The sequence below is a fragment of the Streptomyces sp. NPDC001700 genome (assembly GCF_053596435.1).
Window position 1 is genome coordinate 112,179 of record NZ_JBSFGE010000002.1, and the last position, 17,893, is coordinate 130,071.

The following is a 17,893-nucleotide window of genomic DNA, read 5'->3' on the forward strand; positions in this document are numbered from 1 at the left end:
GTGCGGGCACTTTTTGCACAGCGGCCGGTGACCGGCCGATTACGCGACGTTCCGCGCGGCCCGGCTACGGCCCGGCTGCGGCCCGGTCAGAGTGCCGCCGCGCCCTGGGTCTGGAGGGACACGGCGTACTGCTGGAGGACCCACAGCTCGTTCTGGACGGCGGCCAGATGGGCCGGGTCGGCGTGCTGGCCCAGGCGCTGCAGGGTGCCCTGGACCTCCCTGATGCGGTGGTTGACGGCGGCCTGGCGGACCCGCACCAGCTGCTCGCCCGCGTACGCCTCGTCGGCCTCGCGGCGGGTGTGGAGGGGTTCCACGGCCAGTTCGGTGACCATGGCGCGGACCGTGTCGTCGGGGGCGACCTCGCGGACGCGGCGCAGATAGTCGGCGTCGGCGCGCTCCGCGCCGCCCGCGTCCTCGACGGCGCGGCGCACGGCGGCGTAGGGCGGGGCGGTGAACTCGTCCTCGCCGTAGGCGTCGAAGGCCGGGGAGACCAGCTCGGGGCGCTGGAGGGCCAGCTTCAGCAGCTCCCGCTCGACCCGGTGGGCCGGGCTGCGGAGGTTCAGGGCGGGGCCACGGGGGCCTGCCGGGGCCTGGGCCCCGGAGCCCTGGGGTCCGCCCGGTCCGCCGGGTCCGCCCGGTCCGCCGGGCCGGTGCTGCGCGCGGCCCCGCTGGTCGGGGCGCTGGTCGCCGCCCCGGCCGCGGTCCCGCGCCCACCGGGCGAGCTGGCTGACGCGCTGGACGACGAACTGGGTGTCGAGGATGCCCAGCAGCCCCGCGAGGTGGACGGCCGACTCGTGCTGGATGGAGCTGTTCTTGATGCCCGCGACGACCGGCGCGGCCTCGTCCAGGGCGGCGGCGCGGCCGACCGCCGTGTCGAGGTTGTGGCGGGCGATGATCTGCCGGATGGCGAACTCGAAGAGCTGGGTGCGGCTCTCGACCAGCGCCTTGACCGCGTCGTCGCCGTGCGCGAGCCGCAGATCGCAGGGGTCCATACCGCCCGGGGTGATCGCGATATAGGTCTCGGCGGCGAACTTCTGGTCGTCCTCGAAGGCGCGCAGGGCGGCCTTCTGGCCCGCCGCGTCGCCGTCGAAGGTGAAGACGACCTCGGCGCCGGAGTTGTCCATCAGCAGCCGCCGCAGGATCTTGATGTGGTCGCCGCCGAAGGAGGTGCCGCAGGTGGCGATGGCGGTGGTGACCCCGGCCAGATGGCAGGCCATGACGTCGGTGTACCCCTCGACGACCACGGCGCGGCTGGTCTTGGCGATGTCCTTCTTGGCGAGGTCGATCCCGTACAGGACGTGGGACTTCTTGTAGAGCGGGGTCTCGGGGGTGTTGAGGTACTTGGGGCCGTTGTCGTCGTCGCGCAGCTTGCGTGCGCCGAAGCCGACGACCTCGCCGGTGATGTCGCGGATGGGCCACATGAGGCGGCCGCGGAAGCGGTCGATGGGGTTGCGGCGGCTCTCCTGGGCGAGGCCGGAGAGGATCAGCTCCTGGTCGGTGAAGCCGCGGCCGCGCAGGAAGCGGACGAGGTGGTCCCAGCCCGCCGGGCTGTAGCCGACGCCGAAGTGCTGGGCGGCGGCCTGGTCGAAGCCGCGCTCGGCGAGGAACTTGCGGCCGATCTCCGCCTCGGGACTGTCCAGCTGCTCGACGTAGAACTGCGCGGCCGCCCGGTGGGCCTCGACCAGGCGGGTGCGCTCGCCCTGCTGGCGGCCGGGGGTGGCGCTGCCCTGCTCGTACCGCAGGGTGATCCCGGCCTGGGAGGCGAGCCGCTCGATCGTCTCGGAGAAGGAGAGATGGTCGATCTTCATGACGAAGTCGACGGTGTCGCCGCCCTCCTGGCAGCCGAAGCAGTAATACAGCCCCTTGCTGGGGCTGATCTGGAAGGACGGTGACTTCTCGTCGTGGAAGGGACAGAGCCCCTTGAGATTGCCACCGCCCGCGTTCCGCAGCTGGAGATACTCGGATACGACGGCGTCGATCGGGACCGCGTCCCGCACCGCCTTCACGTCGTCATCGTTGATCCGTCCAGCCACGCGTGAATTCTACGGCCGGGGTCCGACAGCGATGTCCGGCACGGGTGTCCGGCACCGGTCGGGCCCCGGCCCGGGGCCCGGGGTGCGTTACGGCACGAGGGAGGTGAGCGGGACGGACGGGTCGGCCAGGGCGCCCGGGTCGGGCTGGGCGCCGCCGCGGATGAGCTGCTGGATGGGCCCGGTGACGTCCCACACGTTCACGTTCATCCCCGCCAGCAGGCGGCCGTCGCTCAGCCAGAAGGCGATGAACTGCCGCTTGCCGACGTCGCCGCGGATCAGCACCTGGTCGTACGAGCCGGGCGGCGCGTACCCGGAGTACTCCAGCCCGACGTCGTACTGGTCGGAGAAGAAGTACGGCACCCGGTCGTACGTGACGTCCTGGCCGAGCATCGCGCGGGCCGCCGCCGGGCCGCCGTTCAGCGCGTTGGCCCAGTGCTCGACGCGCAGCCGGGAGCCGGGCGCGAGGGCGGTGCGCACCGGGGTGCCCTCCAGGAAGGCGAGCGGGGCGGAGGCGGCGTCGCCCGTCGCGAAGATGTCCGGGTCGCTGGTGCGCAGCGCGGCGTCGACGGCGATGCCGCCGCCCGACGCCCGGTCCACCACGTCCAGCCCAGCGGCCTCGGCGAGGGCGGTGCGCGGGGCGGCGCCGATGGCCGCCAGCACGCTGTGGCAGGGGTGCTCCTCGCCGTCGTCGGTGAGGGCGGCGAGCACCATGCCGTCCTGGCCGGTGATCTCGGTGAGCGTCGCCCCGAAGTGGAAGCGGACGCCGTGCTCGCTGTGGAGGTCGGCGAAGAGGGCGCCCAGTTCGGGGCCGAGGACGGAGTGGAGCGGGGTCGGCTCGCGCTCGACGATCGTCACCTCGGCGCCGTAGCCACGGGCGGCGGCCGCGACCTCCAGGCCGATCCAGCCCCCGCCCGCGATGACCAGCTGGCCGTTGTCCCGGCCGAGGGTGGTGAGGACGCCCTTCAGCCGCTCGGCGTGGGCCAGGCGGCGCAGATGGTGCACGCCCGCCAGGCCGGTGCCCGGGATGTCGAGGCGGCGCGGCTCGGCGCCGGTGGCCAGCAGCAGCCGGTCGTAGTGGATGCGGGTGCCGTCGCCGAGGGTCACCGCCTTGGCGGTGCGGTCCAGGTGGGTGGCGGGCTGGCCGAGGTGGAGTTCGATGTCGGCCTGCGCGTACCAGGCGGGTTCGTGGACGAAGACGCTGTCGCGCTCCTGGCTGCCGGTGAGGAAGCCCTTGGAGAGCGGGGGACGCTCATAGGGGTGGTCGCGCTCGTCACAGATCAGGATCACCCGGCCGGTGAAGCCCTCCGAACGGAGGGTTTCCGCGGCTTTCGCCCCGGCCAGACCCCCTCCGACGATGACGAACGTCTGGTGTGCGTCGACCACTTGTTTTCCTCCTCGCTGCCGGGCGGTGCCTCTGCGTTTGCTTCTACCCCGGTCGCGTCGACCAGTCGCATCAGCCGGAGCTTTGGCCATAGGGAGCCACCGGGGAGCCTCCCGCACCAAGCGGGGCGGGGGAAGGGGGCCGTGCGGAGTGGCGGGAACGGGCCGGGTAGGGCGCGATTCCGGAGCGGTGACGGTCGTACGCGATCATGCATGACCACATGCGGTCAGGTGCGGTCATACGTGGCGCGTCGCGCGCGGGGTCGTGAGGCGGGCGTGGAGAGCGCGGGCCGAGACGTCCGTCAAGGCGGCGATCTGGTCCACGATCGCGCGCAGCCGCCCCTTCTCGTCGCCCGCCGCGTCGGCCGCGTCGAACAGGGCGCGGAACTGCGGGTCGAGCCCGTCCGGGGCGCGGGCGATCAGCGCCTCGCCCAGTTCGGCGATCACCACGCGCTGGTCGGCGCGGACCAGCTCCTGGTCGGCGCGCTGGATGACGTAACGGTCCGCGACCGCCTTGAGCACCGCGCACTCCAGCCGGGCCGGGCGCGGCACCACCAGCTCGGCGCGGTAGCGGGTGAACCGGCCCGTCCCGTACGCCGCCCGGGTCGCGGACTCGGCGGCGAGGCAGAACCGGCCGATGAGCTGGCTCGTGGCGTCCTTGAGGCGGGCTTGGGCGACGGACGTGCCGTCATAGCCATGCGGCCACCACTCCTGGTCGAGCAGCCGGTCCAGCGCCTCGGCCAGCTCGTCCGCCTCGGCGCCCGGCGCGTAACGGGCCGCCGCGACCGCGAACACCTCGCGCCGCTCGGGCTCGGCGAGCAGGCTGTTCGGGTCGAGATGGCCCGCGTGCAGGCCGTCCTCGACGTCGTGCACCGAATACGCCACATCGTCCGCCCAGTCCATGACCTGGGCCTCGAACGGCGTGCGGTCCTCGGGCGCGCCGCGCCGGAACCAGGCGAAGACCGGCAGGTCGTCCTCGTACACCCCGAACTTCGGCGAATCCGGGTCGCGGGGGTGTCCGCCGCGCGGCCAGGGGTATTTGGTGGCCGCGTCCAGGGCCGCCCGGGTGAGGTTGAGGCCGACGCTGAGCGGTTCGCCGGTCTCCTCGTCGGGGACGAACCGCTTCGGTTCAAGCCGGGCCAGCAGCCGCAGCGACTGGGCGTTCCCCTCGAAACCGCCGCAGTCGCGGGCCACCTCGTTGAGGGCCTGTTCGCCGTTGTGGCCGAACGGCGGGTGGCCGAGGTCATGGGCGAGGCACGCCATCTCCACCAGGTCCGGATCGCAGCCGAGGGCCGCCCCCAGCTCCCGGCCCACCTGGGCGCACTCGAGGGAGTGGGTCAGGCGGGTGCGGGGCGTGGCGTCCCAGGCCGGGGTGCGGGCGGAGGCGCCGAGGTCCGTGTCGGTGGCCGGGGCTGCGGGCACGACCTGCGTCTTTCCGGCCAGTCGGCGCAGCGCGGCGGAGTGCAGCACCCGCGCCCGGTCCCGCTGGAACGCGGTCCGGCCGGGGCGCTTGTCGGGCTCCTGGACCCAGCGCTCCAGGTCCGCCGCGTCATAGCCGGGGGTCGTCGGTGGTGCGGCGCTGGTGTTGGTGCCGTGGTTCGTGGTGTGACGTGTCGTACGACCTGCTCGACCTGCTCTGCGGCTCATACACCGACGGTAACCGCCCGGTACGACAGCGGAGCACTGGAGAGGGCCTGTTCGTAGCGGTGCAGCACCAGCCGGGCGACGGCCGGGTGGGCGCCGAGCGGGGCCGCGGCGATGCCGGGGGCGGCGTCCGCGCACTGGGTGGCGAAGCGGCCGGGGGCGGTGAAGTACGAGGCCACGGCGATGTGGCGGCGGCCTTCCCGGTGCGGGGCGAGGGCGCGTACGGCGTCGGCCACGGTGGGCGTGGCGGCGGAGGCGTACGCGGGGACGACCGGTATGCCGCCGAGCCGGGCGCTGAGCAGGGTGGCGGTGGCGCTGGCGTCCACGGCCGCGTCGTGGTCGCGGGAACCGGCGGCGGCGAGGACGACGGCGTGGGGGGCCTGCGTGTGCCGTTGGCTCGCCTCGCTGAGGCGGGCGTGCAGGGCCTCGGCGAGGAGCGGGTGGGGGCCTAGGGGTGCGGCGATGCGCGTGGTGAGGTGTCCGGCGGCTGCGGCTGCCGCCGGGAGGTCTTCCTTGACGTGATAGCCGCGGCCGAGGAGGAGCGGTACGAGGACGGCTTCGCCGCGGAGCGCGGCGAGGGTGTCCGCGAGGAGCGGACGGTTCAGCTCGATGTGCCCGAGGCGTACGGGCACGTCGGGGCGCAGGGCCCGGACCGCGTTCAGGAGGGCCGTCACGGTGCGCAGCGCCGCCGGGTCGCGGCTGCCGTGTGCCACGGCGACCAGGGTCGGCGGGGCGGGGCGGGGGCGGGGTGACACTGCTGTCATGCCGTGCATGACGTGACTGTGGCAGGGGCGTGTTGCGCCGCCGTTGCGCGGCCGTGACGGGTGATTGCGGCGAGTTCACGGTGCGGGTGGGGGGTGGGTGCGCTGCCGGTTTGGCGTGGGTGCCGGGGGCGGGGCCTCCGGGGCAGGGGCCTGGACGCGTATATTTTTGGCGCCACCGCCCGGAAACGTGGGGTGCGCCGGAAATAGGCGCCACAAATACACGTCGTCGTCCAGGCCCCCACCCCTGCGACCCCGCCCCCTCCGTCTCGTCGGCGACTCCCCGACACTGGCCCCGGCCCCCGGCCCGGCCCGTGGCGGGCGGCCGGGCGGGGTGGGTCGCGATCCCGCCCCCGCGTGCCGGGCGATCGGTACCCCCGGTTGTGGGCAATCGTTCCGCCGGGGCGGAACGGGTGGGCACAACCCGGCCACCGGGCCGCACTCGGCAGCGAGACCCGACCGGGCAGGAGTCAGTGGTGCCAGGCTTGGCCGTTGGTGTTGTGGATCATGCGCTGGAGGATCTTGAGGGTGGCGACGTAGTCCTCGTCGGGGATGCCGTCGTGGATACGTTCCCGCATCGCCACCTGGCGTTCCGCCGCGCGGGCGCGGAGGTCGCGGCCCTCGGGGGTCAGGCGGAGGCGCTGGGCGGTGGTGGTCAGGAGGCCACGGGACAGGAGGGCGTCGATCTCGGGTTCCAGGGCGGTGCCCACGTCCAGGTAGCCCTGGAGGACGGCCCGCACCTCGTCGCGGGTGCGGCCGTCCTCGCCGCCGTCGAAGACCTGGTTCAGGACCCACCACTGGGGCTGGCTGAGGCCGAACTCCGAGAGCCCTGCCCGGATGTAGGTCACGACCGCCTTGGAGGCGGCCCAGCTCCAGTAGCCGATGGGCTGACGGATCAGTTCGGTGTCGCTGTGTGAGTACTCCATGGCGACGAACGTAGAAGTTGAACCAAGGTTGAGGTCAAGACGCGTCGAGTTCCCGGAGGTAGGACGCGCGCGTCTCCTCGTCCAGGAACGAGGCCTGGAAGGAGTTGCGGGCCAGGGTGCGCAGCGCGGTCTGATCGAGGCCGAGGGCGTCCCGTACGGCGGTGAAGTTGTCCTCCGCGTAGCCGCCGAAGTAGGAGGGGTCGTCGGAGTTGACGGTCACCAGGAGGCCCGCGTCCAGCATGGCGGGGAGGGGGTGGTCGGAGAGGTGGTCGACGACGCGGAGGCGGACGTTGGACAGGGGGCAGACGGTGAGCGGAATCTGGTCCGCGACCAGGCGTTCCACCAGGGCCTTGTCCTCCAGGCAGCGCACGCCGTGGTCGACGCGGTCGACGCCGAGGATGTCCAGGGCCTCCCAGACGTACGCGGGCGGGCCCTCCTCGCCCGCGTGGGCGACGCACTTCAGCCCGGCCTCACGGGCCAGCGCGTAGACCTCGCGGAACTTCGACGGCGGGTGGCCGACCTCGGCCGAGTCGAGGCCGACGGCGGTGATCCGGTCGAGGTAGGGGCGGGCGGACTCGAAGGTGGCCAGGGCCGATTCGGCGGTCTCGTCCCGCAGGAAGCACATGATGAGGCGGGTGGTGATGCCGTACGTCTCGGGCGCGGCGTCGAGGGCGCGGGTGAGGCCGCGGATGACGGTGCCGATGTCGACGCCTCGGGCGGTGTGCGCCTGGGGGTCGAAGAAGATCTCGGCGTGCCGGACGCCCTGCTCGCGGGCGCGGGCGAGGTACGCGTTGGTGAGGTCGGCGAAGTCGTCCTCGGTACGGAGGACGGCCATCAGCGCGTAGTAGAGGTTGAGGAAGTCCTGGAGGTCGGTGAAGGAGTACGCGTCGCGCAGCTCGTCCTGGGTGGCGTAGGGCAGCTCGATGCCGTTGCGCTCGGCGAGCGCGAAGGCGAGTTCGGGCTCCAGGGTGCCCTCGATGTGGAGGTGGAGTTCTGCTTTGGGGAGCGGCGGCACGGCTGGGATCACCTGCTGGTTTCGCTGACGGGGAGAGTCTCACAGCCTAACGGGGCAGCGGCCCGTGGCTGAGCGGTAGGCTCGCGTCGGGAGCGCACTCAGGGACACAGGAGGTCACCGTGAGCAGTCAGCCGACCGAGGCGAGCGGCCCGCTGATTCCCATGCCGCAACTGACCCCGGACGCGCTTCGGGCCGCGGTCGCACAGATCGTTCCCAGCCGTCTGCCCGAATTGAACGAGCACCTGGCGAACGCGGCGACGAGCGCTCAGCGCACCAGCAGCGTCGGGCCGTTGCTGGCGTTCACCACGCACTGGGGAACGATCATCAACATCGAGCGCTGGCCGCAGCGCGCCGCCCGCTTCCACGCGTGCGAGGAGCTGACGGCCGACCCCCAGGCAGACGCGGACGAGGCCCGCGCCGCGGCGGGTGAGATCGGCCGCATCCTGCGGGCCGCGGGCGAGGAGATCGGTGCGTGAGCGATGTCTGGAAGTGGGAGTACGACCCGGACGCGGAACACGTCGTCGGGGGCCTTCCGCCCCATGTCGTCGCCGAGGTGGAACGGCTCGCCCATGAGCTGGCCGTCCTGGGACGCGACGCGGCCGAAGTGGGTGCCGGACACATGCTCCGGAACCTGACCTTCCTCGATGTGGGCCTGCTGTACTTCCTGCCCGTGCCCAGTCAGCAGTTGATCGCGGTGGTGCGCGTTACCTGGGCCGGATGAGGCAACCGCGCCCGTCTCCGTAGCGTCAGTGCGGGCAAGGACGGCGGGCGGAGGGAGCGGCGGGCATGCGCGGGGGACGGCGGCTACGCGCGGCGACAGGCAGCCTGAGGCTGCCGCGGACGCGGCGGGGGTGGCGGGGGGTTTTTCAGCTTGCTGTGGTCGTCAGTGTGGTGGCGCTGCTGCCCGCGACGTGGCTGCGGCTGAGTACGGAGGGGCGGGTGCGGGCGGCGGGTGGGGACGTGCCGTCGGCGCCGGTGGGGGTGGTGTTCGGGGCCGGGCTGTGGGACGGGGAGCCGTCGCCGTATCTGGCGCACCGGCTGGACGCGGCCGTCACGCTGTACCGGGCCGGGAAGGTACGGGCGCTGCTGGTCACCGGGGACAACAGCCGGGACGACTACGACGAGCCGAACGCGATGCGCGCCTACCTGGTGAAGCGGGGCGTGCCGGACCGGCGGATCGTGAGTGACTTCGCGGGCTTCGACACCTGGGACTCGTGCAGCCGGGCGCGGCGGGTGTTCGGGGTGCACCGGGCGGTGCTGGTGAGCCAGGGGTTCCACATCCGGCGGGCGGTGGCTCTGTGCGGGGCGGCGGGGGTCGACGCGTACGGGGTCGCGGTGGACGAGCCGCACGACGCGACATGGGGCTTCGGCGGGCTGCGGGAGACCGTGGCGGCGAGCAAGGCGGTGCTCGACGCCACGTTCCGGCCCGATCCTCAGTTCCTGGGGCCCCGGGAGCGGGGTATCAGCGAGGCGTTGGCGGATAACGGATAGCGGATGACAGGTGACAGATGTTGTTTTCTGTCAGCCGATTGTTGTTTCCGCTACCACCCACGCCAGATAGTCCTCATTGCCCTGCGTGATCGGCGTCGCGATCACTTCCGGCGTCTCGTAGTCGTGCGCCTCGCGGAGGTGCGCCTCCAGCTCGTCGTAGCGCGCGGCGGTGGTCTTGAACAGCACCTGCCACTCGGCGGCGGTCTCGATGGCGTCCTGCCACCGGTAGACGGAGGTCACCGGCTGGCTGATCTGCGCGCAGGCCGCCAGCCGCGCTTCCACGGCGCCGCGCGCCAGGGCCTCCGCCTTCTCGGGGGTGTCGGTGGTCGTCAGGACGGTCAGGTAGTCGGCCACGGATGCCTCTCTCCATGTCGCGGGGGTGCGAACTGGCGCGCATCACGCTAGCCGGTGACGATTGAGGGAACCCGGCGACGATCAGATCAGGCCGATCGAGGGGCACTCATGGATGACCTCACCGCGCTCGCGCGCCACCATCTGGATCAGGCGAAGGCCGATCCGCACGGGCGCAGCGCACATCTGTTCCTGCATGACGGGCCGCTGCGGCAGAGCGTGATCGCGATGGTCTCCGGTTGTCAGCTGGACGAGCACAACGCTCCCCCGGCGGCGAGTCTGCACGTACTGCACGGTCATGTGCGGCTGACCGGGAGCGGGGTGCGCACGGATCTCATCGCCGGGCAGGTGGAGCGCGTTCCGCACGAGCGGCACGGGATGGTCGCGCTGGAGGACTCCGTGGTGCTGCTGACCGCCGTGACCGCCACCGTGGGCTGCCCCACTCCCGGTGAGGACGCGGCGACCGCCTGACGGCGATCACCTTAAAGCGCGCCGCTCCGGGGTCCTCCGCGCTGACACCGGAAGCGGTGCCCCACGCCCCGGTGCGGCTGCACGGCCGCACCGGGGCGCATCACGCGAAGGGGATCAGCCGATGACCGGGGCCAGGTCGATCCGGTCGAGGTTGGGGGCGTACGCGCCCGGGTTGGCGAAGGTGACCGTGTTGGCGCCCTTGGCGAGGTCGACGGGGACGGCCAGGGTCCAGTAGTCGTTCCAGCCCCAGGTGTTCTTGAACATCACGCGTCGGGGCTTGCCCTGGCCGACCGTGATGTCCGCGCCGCGCGAGACGATGTCCGTGTTGTACGCGTGGCCGTTGTCGCGCCGCTCGTTGTTGGCGTAGCGGACCGCCATCAGGTAGCGGCCCGCCGCCGGGGCCTGGACGGTGAGGGTGGCGGTGTTGGACGCGCCGTTGCCGAGCCAGCCGACGTAAGCGCCGCCCGAGGCGTGCGTGCCGGACTCGGGCTTGGCGGTGCCGGACAGCGCGGCGCTCTCCGCCTCGTATCCGCGCACGCCCGCCGTGTCGTCACCCGCGCCCGTGACGTCCAGGGAGCGCAGCCGGACGGGGGCGGCTCCGGCCGGTGCGGCGGTGACGCGGTTGTTCCCGGCGGTCAGGTAGAGCCGCTGGGACGTCGTCGTGGTCGCGCCGTGCGCGGTGAGCTTCAGCGGGCCGCCCGAGGCGCGCGGGGTCACCGCGTAGTAGCCCTCGCGGGGCGCGTAGACGTCGAAGACGGCGGTGTCCCGGGAGCCGAGGACGAGCGCGCCGGTGCCGGTTCCGCTCGCCGAGCCGTAGTCGTAGGACGGGCTGCCGGTGGTGTCCGCGAGCGTGGCCTCGTACGCGGCGGAGGGCTGCGTGGCGGCGGTGAGGTCGACGCGGTCGAGGGTCACCTCGGCGGTGTCATGGGCCAGGGCGATCTCGTGGCGGCCCGCGGACAGGCGGACGGTGGTGTTCTTGAGGCCGCGGTAGGTCCAGTTCTCGGTGGAGGGGTAGGTGAGGGTGCGGGCCGCGCCGCCGTCGACCGTGAGCCGCTGGGTGGCCGGGCCGCCGCTCTGGTTGCCGTAGAGGACGGAGAGGTCGTAGTCCCCGGTGCGGGGCACGTCCACGGTGAACGCGACCTCACTGGTGTCCTGGTTGAGGGAACCGACGTCCTTGGTGCCAGAGGCGGCGTAGCCGTTGGCGTTGGCGACGGTGCCCTGGGTGTAGACCTTGCCCGCGGTGATCGCCGCCTCCTCCGCCTCGTACGCCGCGTGCCACGGCGCCCGCGCGGGCTGCGGGGTGCCGCTGCCCGCCGGGGTGAGCACGATCCGGTACGCGGACATGCGGTCCATGCCGGTGAGCGGCACGGTGACCGAGCCGTCCGGGCGGACGGTCAGCTTCTTCCGGGCCAGGGTGCGGGGTGCGGCGTGGGCGCCCTCGTAGCCGGACCAGGCGGCCTCCGAGACGGCGGCGGTGACCTGGCCGCCGAACACCTTCGGGTCGACATGGCCGACCGTCACGTCCGCGTCGCCCGCCGCCCCGCCGACCAGCACCTGGGCCTGGCGCTTGGCGGTGTCGTAGGAGGCGAGGCCCTGGAGGGTGTCGACGGCGTTCGCGGTGGGCGGGGTGACCTTGACGGTCCGGCCGGTCATGGTGGCGTACCAGCGGAAGAACCACCACGCGCCGTTGGGGATGTTGGCCTGGGCGACGCTGCCGGAGAGGTTGCCCGCGGCATCCCAGTACGCCTGGTCGGCGTAGACCTTGTTGCGCTCGAAGAGGGAGACCCACTGGACGAGTTGCCCGGGGACGGACAGATCGCGGCGGTTGGCGTACTCATCGATGTTGATCGGGCGAGGTGCGATCCCCGCGCGCTTCTCCCGGGCGCGGTAGTCGTCGTAGTGGCCCTGGAAGTCGCGCAGGGAGTCCGGGCCCAGCTCATGCCAGGTGGTGACGTCGGGCAGGACCTTCTCCTGCTTCGCCCAGGTCAGGAAGTCGCCCATCAGGCGGGAGTGGTACGAGGACTCGTTGGGGCCCGCGATGCGGGCGTCCGGGTCGAGGGCGCGGATGCGGTGATAGACGGTCTTCCAGTCGCGGAAGAAGCGGTCCCGGTTCTTCTCGTACGTGGCCTGGTCGGCGACGCCGAGGTTGTACCAGATCTGGTCGGGCTCGTTGAACGGGACGTAGACGAAGTGCTCGCTGCCCGGGGCGTCGGCGACGTCGGGCACGATCTTGTCGACCTTGGTGAGGTAGTCCTCGATGCCCAGGTCTTCGTACGGCCACTTGGCGTAGATGTCCTGCATCATCACCAGGACGTCGCCGCCGCCGTTGCGGAAGAACGACTTCGAGACGGTGACGGCGTCGCCGTTCGGGTGCTGGGCGCCGCCCTCCGGCTTCTGGGTGACGGTGGTGAGCTTCAGCGGCGCGAGGGCGGCGTCGGTCGGCACGCCGTCGTCGCTCAGGCCGTAGAGCGAACCGTTGGCGCCGCGCAGGACGGGGCCCTCGGGGGCGGCGAGGTCGACGGCGAGGTTCGGGGCGGCTTTAGCAGTAGCTGTGGGGGTGGTGGCGTCGGCGGGGACGGCCGCCGCCAGGAGTGCGGCGGCGAGGGCCGTGGCGGTGGCGGCCGTTCGTATGCGGCGGCTGAGGCGCCTGTTGGGCCTGCTGGATGTGCTGGATCTGCTCATGCGCGGGGGACCTCCGAGGGTGGGGTCGGCGGTAACGGGGCCGGCGGTGGGCCGGAGCTTTCGCGGACGATCAGCAGCGGTACGGAGACGGGGCGCGGCGCGACCGGTGCGGCCGCCTCCAACAGGCCGTGCAACCGGCCGAAGGCGGCCCGGCCCAGGCCCGTGAAGTCGAGCCGTACGGTCGTCAGGGAGGGCGTGAGGAACGCCGAGTGCGGGGCGTCGTCGAAACCGGCCACGCTCACCTCGCCCGGGATCGCCCGGCCCGCCTCGTGCAGCGCCCGGATCACCCCGAGCGCGAGGTCGTCGTTGCCGCACAGGATCGCGGTGACGGACGGATCGCGGGCCAGCCGCAGCCCCGCCTGGTAGCCACCGGCCGGATCCCAGCTCCCGGCCAGCGGGCGCGGCAGCGGCGCCCCGGCCGCGCGCAGCGCGTCCCGCCAGCCCGCGGTGCGCTGGCCGGTGCGGCGGGTGCTGGACGGGATGGCGACGTAGTGCACGGTCCGGTGGCCGAGGTCCAGCAGGTGGCGGGTGACGGTGCGGGCCGCCTCGCGGTCGTCCGTCCACACCCAGGGGCGGTGCCCGGCGGGCGGCCGGGACGGGGTCTCCACGACGCCCACGACCGGGAGTTCGGCGGGTACGGCGGCCAGGGCGCGGACCCCGGCGGTGTCGTACGCCATCACGATCAGCCCGCCGCCGGTGTCGGCGGCCCGCCGCACCTCGGTCCGGACGTCGGCCACGGTGTCGGATTCCAGGACGCCGATGGCGACCGTGTAACCGGCGGCGCGGGCGGCCTCCTCGATGCCCTGGAGCGTGGCGGCGTAGCCGTAGTGGGTGGTGTTCGCGGTCAGCACGGTGACCGAGCGGGCGCGTCCGCTGGCCAGGGCGAGCGCGGTGGCGCTGCGGCGGAAGCCAAGGGCCTGGATCGCGGCGAGGACGCGTTCCCGGGTGGCCGGTTTGACGCTCGGATGGTCGTTGATCACGCGGGAGACGGTCTGGTACGAGACGCCCGCGGCGGTGGCGACGTCGCGGATGCCGGGCCGCTTGCCGCCTCTTGTGTGACCGGTCACATGCACGCCAGGATTGTGACCGGTCACACAGGGGCCGTCAAGGGACTCGTCAAGCAACCGGAGTTGGGGAAGGGGCTGGCGTGCGGGAGACGTTCACATGGGGCCATACGGCGCTCACGGCGGAGTTCGCGACCGGGGCGGACGGGGTGCTCCGGCTCGTACGGCTGGGCCCGCCGGGCGATACCGCGCCGCCGGATCCCGAGGGCACGCCGGTCGTGGAGGTGCTGGCGCTCGGCCACGGCAGCGAGTGGTCCGGGCAGCGCGGCATCGAGACGGTGCTCGGCGCGCGGCTGCGATACCGGGGCCACCAGACCGGGACGGACGACGACGGCCGCTGGCACCGGCTGACGCTCGACCTCCACGACCCCGGCTCCGGCCTCACCGCCGAGGTCCGCCTCTCCTCCCCCGACGGCCTGCCGGTGCTGCGCTCCGAGGTGCGGCTGACGAACGAGGGCACCGGCCCGCTCGTCGTCCAGGCCGTCCCCCACCTCGTCCTCGGCGGCCTCCCCTCTCCCGATGCGCTCGATGTGCACTGGGCGCGCAACGAGTGGCTGGCCGAGTGCCGCTGGACCGCCGTACCGCTGCGCGACCGGATCGTGGACCTGTCGCGCGAAGCCCACGGAAACGCCAGCCGCGTCGCCCTCGTCCTCAGCAGCGTCGGCAGCTGGCCCACCGATGGCCAGCTGCCGATGGGCGCCCTCACGGAGCGCGCCACCGGCCGGGCCTGGCTCTGGCAGGTCGAGTCGCCGGTGGGGTGGCGGTGGGAGGCCGGGGAGCGGGGCGACGGTACGTACGTCGCGCTCAGCGGGCCGACCGACGCCGAGCACCAGTGGCGCGAACGGCTCGCGCCCGGCGCCTCGTTCACCACCGTCCCGGCCGCCCTCGCGCTCGCCGCGCGGGGCGGGTTCGACGCGGCGGTGGCCCATCTCACCGCGTACCGCCGGGCGATCCGGCGACCGCACCCCGACCACACCGCCCTGCCCATCGTGTTCAACGACTACATGAACACCCTGATGGGCGACCCCACCACCGAGCGGCTGCTGCCGCTGATCGACGCCGCCGCCCGGGCTGGGGCGGAATACTTCTGCATCGACGCGGGCTGGTACGACGACACCGACGGCTGGTGGGACAGCGTCGGCGCGTGGCAGCCCTCCACCCGGCGCTTCCCCGGCGGGCTGCAACTCATTCTCGACCGTATCCGTTCCCTCGGCATGGTCCCCGGGCTGTGGCTGGAGCCCGAAGTCGTCGGCGTCCGCAGCCCGGTGGCCGCCGAGCTGCCCGACGACGCGTTCTTCCAGCGCGACGGCGTACGGCTCACCGAGAACGGCCGCCACCACCTCGACCTGCGCCACCCCGCCGCGCGCCGCCACCTCGACGCGACGATCGACCGCATCGTCGGCGACTGGGGCGTCGGCTACCTCAAGCTCGACTACAACATCAGCATCGCCCCCGGTACGGACTGGGATCCGGAGCACGGCCACGCCGCCCCCGGCGCGGGCCTGCTCGGCCACGCGCGCGCCCATGAGCGCTGGCTGGCCGCCGTGCTCGACCGCCACCCCGCGCTCGTCATCGAGAACTGCGCCTCGGGCGGTATGCGCATGGACGGCTCCTCGCTCGCCCTCGCCCAGCTCCAGTCCACCAGCGACCAGCAGGACCCGCTGCGCTACCCGCCCATCGCCGCCGCCGCGCCCAGCGCGGTGCCGCCGGAACAGGGCGCGGTGTGGGCGTACCCGCAGCCCGGCTTCACCGACGACGAGATCCGCTACACGCTGGCCGGTGCGCTGCTGGGCCGGGTCCATCTCTCGGGCCACCTCGACCGGATGGCCCCGGCCCAACTGGACCTCGTCCGCGACGCCCTGGCGGTGTACCGGCGGGTGCGCGCCGATCTGCCCTCGGCCGTCCCCTTCTGGCCGCTGGGGCTGCCGGGCTGGACGGACGCGTGGGTGGCGCTGGGGCTGCGTACGGGCGATGGCCGGACGTACGTAACGGTCTGGCGCCGGGGAGGCGACCAGCCCGAACGGGCCCTCTCCCTCACCCACTTGGCGGGGCGCGCGCTGCGGATCGAACACCTCCACCCGGCGGAGTCCATCTCCGGAGCCACCTGGGCGGCGGACCGCGCCGAACTTACCGTCACCCTGCCCCACACCCCCACGGCACTCCTGCTGTGCCTGACCGCCGCCCCGCACCAACCGGCGCGCTAGGCTCGCGACATGTCTTCTGTGCTCCTTCTGGGACTCGATCCTCGGCTGGCACCCGGCATGGACGCGGACGCCGTTCTCGCGCTCATCGACACGGACATGGCCCGCCTCCGCGAGTACGGCGCCGACACCTCCACGGTGTTGCTCCCGCTCGACGAGTCGACTGACGGTGTTCGAGAAGGTCGTGAATCTGATCCGGCAGCACGCGCCCCAGGCGGCCATCGCGTTCAACACCAGCCCGGGCGACAGCGCCGAGGCCGCGCTGCGCTGGCTGTGAGCGCGGTCCGGTCAGGCGGCGGGACGTCGCAGCGCGTGGAGCACCTCGGCGTCGCTGGCCGGGCGGGCGGTGCGCAGCATGCGGCGTAGCTCGTCCCGGTCGGCCGGGCCGCTCGGGCCGCGTGCGGTCACCGTGAGCCGCATGCCGTCGCGGTGCGCCGACAGGACGATTTCGACGTTCCCGCCGCCGAGGGTGCGGGTCGCCTCGGTGATGCCGTCGGCGTCCCGCATGGTGGTGCGGCTCGCCATGAACGCCACATCGGGACGCCCGCCGCCCACCGTGCTCGGCGCGTACGGGACGTAGTGGACCCCGAAGCCATCGGCCGTCAGCAGGCCGTTGCCCTCGTCCACGCGGTATCCGGCGGGCGGATCGGGGAGCAGGAGGTCCTGGCGGGCCAGTGACGTACCGGCCATGAGGCCCCGCATCTCCTTCTCCTGCTGCGACTTGTGGGTGACGGCCGTGCCGTACGCCACCACGCCGAGCACCGCCACACCGGATATCAGACGGACCGTCACGCCCGCGATGAACAGCGCCGCCACCAGCGCGTACGGCACCCCGCACAGCGCGGCGCGCTGTGCGGGCCCGCCCACGTGCAGCGCGCCGGAGCGGTAGGCGCCGATTCCGGCCGCGAGGCCGACCGTGCCGCCGAGGAAGACCGTCACGGCCCAGCCGAGCCGCCCGCCCGCCGTGCGGCACGGCCGCACCACATGGCCCACCGGGGCCACGCCGACCGCGAGCACACTGACCATGGCGGCCGCGCCGATCCCGATCGCGGGCAGCCGCTCGACGTCGATTCCGAGCCCGTGGCTGAAGCCGATGCGGTAGGCGCGCGGCACCACCAGTGCCCCGGCCGCCCACACCAGCCCCAGGTAGAGGGCGAGGTGCGTCCATCGTTTCCCCGTGGCCTTCACGTTCCGATCATGTCAGGGCGCGTTCCCCGAACGCCTGAGTACCCCCACCCATGTCAGTCGCTACCGCCGCCACCGCCACCGCAGGAGTGGCCGCCGCTGTCGCTGTCGCCGCCGTGCTCCGACGCCCAATCGCCGAGGGCGTCGCCCAGCCGGATCAGACGGCGGCCGAGGCCGGGCGTCGACGGCGTCACCCCGCCGACGTTCCGCCGCAGCACGCCTTCCGGCAGGGCGGCGGGGCCGTTGAAGACGTACGCGGGGTACGCGCCGCTCCGCTCGGCCGCCTCCAGGTGCTGCCCGCCCGCGTAGGTGAGCCGCCGCTTGCGGGTGAGCAGGCCGCAGGAGACCAGGCGGCGCTCGATCTCCTCCACTTCGGGCGCGATCCGCACCTCGCTGAACAGGGAGTATGTCTCGCGCGACCGGCGTCGGCACAGGTCGACGACCGCGCACTCGAAGGGGTGGGCGTCGGGCTGGTCGACCGCTCCGTCGACGGCGCGCACCCGCGAGACGCGGACGCGGACCATGCCGCGCTCATGCAGCGCGACGAGGGCGACTTCCATCATGCGCCGCGCCCCGCCCGCCAGACAGGCGACGTCGTAGAGATCCAGTGTCTGCGGCACGGGCTCGGTGGTGCGCCGGAAAATGCTCCTCATCGGAATGTCCCCCTCCATCCATTCCTGCCTCCTTGT

Annotated in this window: 16 protein-coding genes; 5 read left to right on the forward strand and 11 right to left on the reverse strand. The window is 73.1% G+C overall.

Features of this window, described 5'->3' with window-relative positions; all coding sequences use genetic code 11:
• Nucleotides 1-86 precede the first annotated feature (86 nt).
• The 6 genes from dnaG to ACWC5C_RS03980 all read right to left on the reverse strand — a co-directional run bounded on the left by dnaG (nucleotide 87) and on the right by ACWC5C_RS03980 (nucleotide 7,759).
• The gene (gene dnaG / locus ACWC5C_RS03955) at nucleotides 87-2,033 is read right to left on the reverse strand and encodes a DNA primase (protein WP_450873443.1); all 1,947 of its coding nucleotides are present in this window, start codon (nucleotides 2,031-2,033) and stop codon (nucleotides 87-89) included.
• Between the two features lie 87 nt (nucleotides 2,034-2,120).
• Entirely contained in the window at nucleotides 2,121-3,416 is a 1,296-nt protein-coding gene (locus ACWC5C_RS03960; protein WP_450873445.1) for an NAD(P)/FAD-dependent oxidoreductase, read from the reverse strand.
• A gap of 234 nt (nucleotides 3,417-3,650) precedes the next feature.
• Entirely contained in the window at nucleotides 3,651-5,060 is a 1,410-nt protein-coding gene (locus tag ACWC5C_RS03965; protein ID WP_450873447.1) for a deoxyguanosinetriphosphate triphosphohydrolase, read from the reverse strand.
• Complete coding sequence (locus tag ACWC5C_RS03970) at nucleotides 5,057-5,830, reverse strand: sirohydrochlorin chelatase (RefSeq protein WP_450873449.1); 774 nt, start codon at nucleotides 5,828-5,830, stop codon at nucleotides 5,057-5,059. Before ACWC5C_RS03970 ends, ACWC5C_RS03965 begins: the two co-directional genes overlap by 4 nt.
• 458 nt (nucleotides 5,831-6,288) lie before the next feature.
• Nucleotides 6,289-6,744 carry a MarR family winged helix-turn-helix transcriptional regulator gene (locus ACWC5C_RS03975; protein ID WP_450873451.1) on the reverse strand — a complete coding sequence of 152 codons (456 nt, stop codon included), beginning with the start codon at nucleotides 6,742-6,744 and terminating at the stop codon, nucleotides 6,289-6,291.
• A gap of 34 nt (nucleotides 6,745-6,778) precedes the next feature.
• On the reverse strand, nucleotides 6,779-7,759 hold the full coding sequence (locus ACWC5C_RS03980; protein WP_450873453.1) for an adenosine deaminase: 981 nt from the start codon (nucleotides 7,757-7,759) through the stop codon (nucleotides 6,779-6,781).
• Between the two features lie 119 nt (nucleotides 7,760-7,878).
• Here ACWC5C_RS03980 and ACWC5C_RS03985 point away from each other — a divergent pair, with 119 nt between their 5' ends.
• The 3 genes from ACWC5C_RS03985 (at nucleotide 7,879) to ACWC5C_RS03995 (ending at nucleotide 9,250) form a co-directional block, all read left to right on the forward strand.
• On the forward strand, nucleotides 7,879-8,235 hold the full coding sequence (locus tag ACWC5C_RS03985) for a hypothetical protein (protein ID WP_450873455.1): 357 nt from the start codon (nucleotides 7,879-7,881) through the stop codon (nucleotides 8,233-8,235).
• Complete coding sequence (locus ACWC5C_RS03990; RefSeq protein WP_450873456.1) at nucleotides 8,232-8,480, forward strand: hypothetical protein; 249 nt, start codon at nucleotides 8,232-8,234, stop codon at nucleotides 8,478-8,480. Before ACWC5C_RS03985 ends, ACWC5C_RS03990 begins: the two co-directional genes overlap by 4 nt.
• Nucleotides 8,481-8,545: 65 nt before the next feature.
• Nucleotides 8,546-9,250, forward strand: a complete 705-nt coding sequence (locus ACWC5C_RS03995) for a SanA/YdcF family protein (RefSeq protein WP_450873457.1) — start codon at nucleotides 8,546-8,548, stop codon at nucleotides 9,248-9,250.
• A gap of 30 nt (nucleotides 9,251-9,280) precedes the next feature.
• On the opposite strand, the gene cutA is transcribed toward ACWC5C_RS03995, so the two are convergent.
• Entirely contained in the window at nucleotides 9,281-9,604 is a 324-nt protein-coding gene (gene cutA, locus ACWC5C_RS04000) for a divalent-cation tolerance protein CutA (RefSeq protein ID WP_450873458.1), read from the reverse strand.
• Between the two features lie 108 nt (nucleotides 9,605-9,712).
• On the opposite strand from cutA, the gene ACWC5C_RS04005 reads away from it, so the two are divergent.
• On the forward strand, nucleotides 9,713-10,072 hold the full coding sequence (locus ACWC5C_RS04005) for a cupin domain-containing protein (RefSeq protein ID WP_385435949.1): 360 nt from the start codon (nucleotides 9,713-9,715) through the stop codon (nucleotides 10,070-10,072).
• 114 nt (nucleotides 10,073-10,186) lie between these two features.
• Here ACWC5C_RS04005 and ACWC5C_RS04010 read toward each other — a convergent pair whose 3' ends face one another.
• Nucleotides 10,187-12,754, reverse strand: coding sequence for a CBM35 domain-containing protein (locus tag ACWC5C_RS04010; protein ID WP_450873460.1), 2,568 nt, complete (start codon nucleotides 12,752-12,754; stop codon nucleotides 10,187-10,189).
• Entirely contained in the window at nucleotides 12,751-13,827 is a 1,077-nt protein-coding gene (locus ACWC5C_RS04015; RefSeq protein ID WP_450873462.1) for a LacI family DNA-binding transcriptional regulator, read from the reverse strand. Before ACWC5C_RS04015 ends, ACWC5C_RS04010 begins: the two co-directional genes overlap by 4 nt.
• A 74-nt stretch (nucleotides 13,828-13,901) precedes the next feature.
• On the opposite strand from ACWC5C_RS04015, the gene ACWC5C_RS04020 reads away from it, so the two are divergent.
• A complete protein-coding gene (locus ACWC5C_RS04020; RefSeq protein ID WP_450873464.1) occupies nucleotides 13,902-16,022 on the forward strand; it encodes an alpha-galactosidase in 2,121 nt (706 codons plus the stop codon).
• A gap of 285 nt (nucleotides 16,023-16,307) precedes the next feature.
• Here the strand turns inward: ACWC5C_RS04020 and ACWC5C_RS04025 are convergent, their stop codons facing one another.
• Together ACWC5C_RS04025 and ACWC5C_RS04030 are read right to left on the reverse strand one after the other, a co-directional pair.
• On the reverse strand, nucleotides 16,308-17,207 hold the full coding sequence (locus ACWC5C_RS04025; RefSeq protein WP_450873466.1) for a hypothetical protein: 900 nt from the start codon (nucleotides 17,205-17,207) through the stop codon (nucleotides 16,308-16,310).
• A gap of 53 nt (nucleotides 17,208-17,260) precedes the next feature.
• Nucleotides 17,261-17,857 carry a TIGR04222 domain-containing membrane protein gene (locus ACWC5C_RS04030; RefSeq protein ID WP_450873468.1) on the reverse strand — a complete coding sequence of 199 codons (597 nt, stop codon included), beginning with the start codon at nucleotides 17,855-17,857 and terminating at the stop codon, nucleotides 17,261-17,263.
• Nucleotides 17,858-17,893 lie beyond the last annotated feature (36 nt).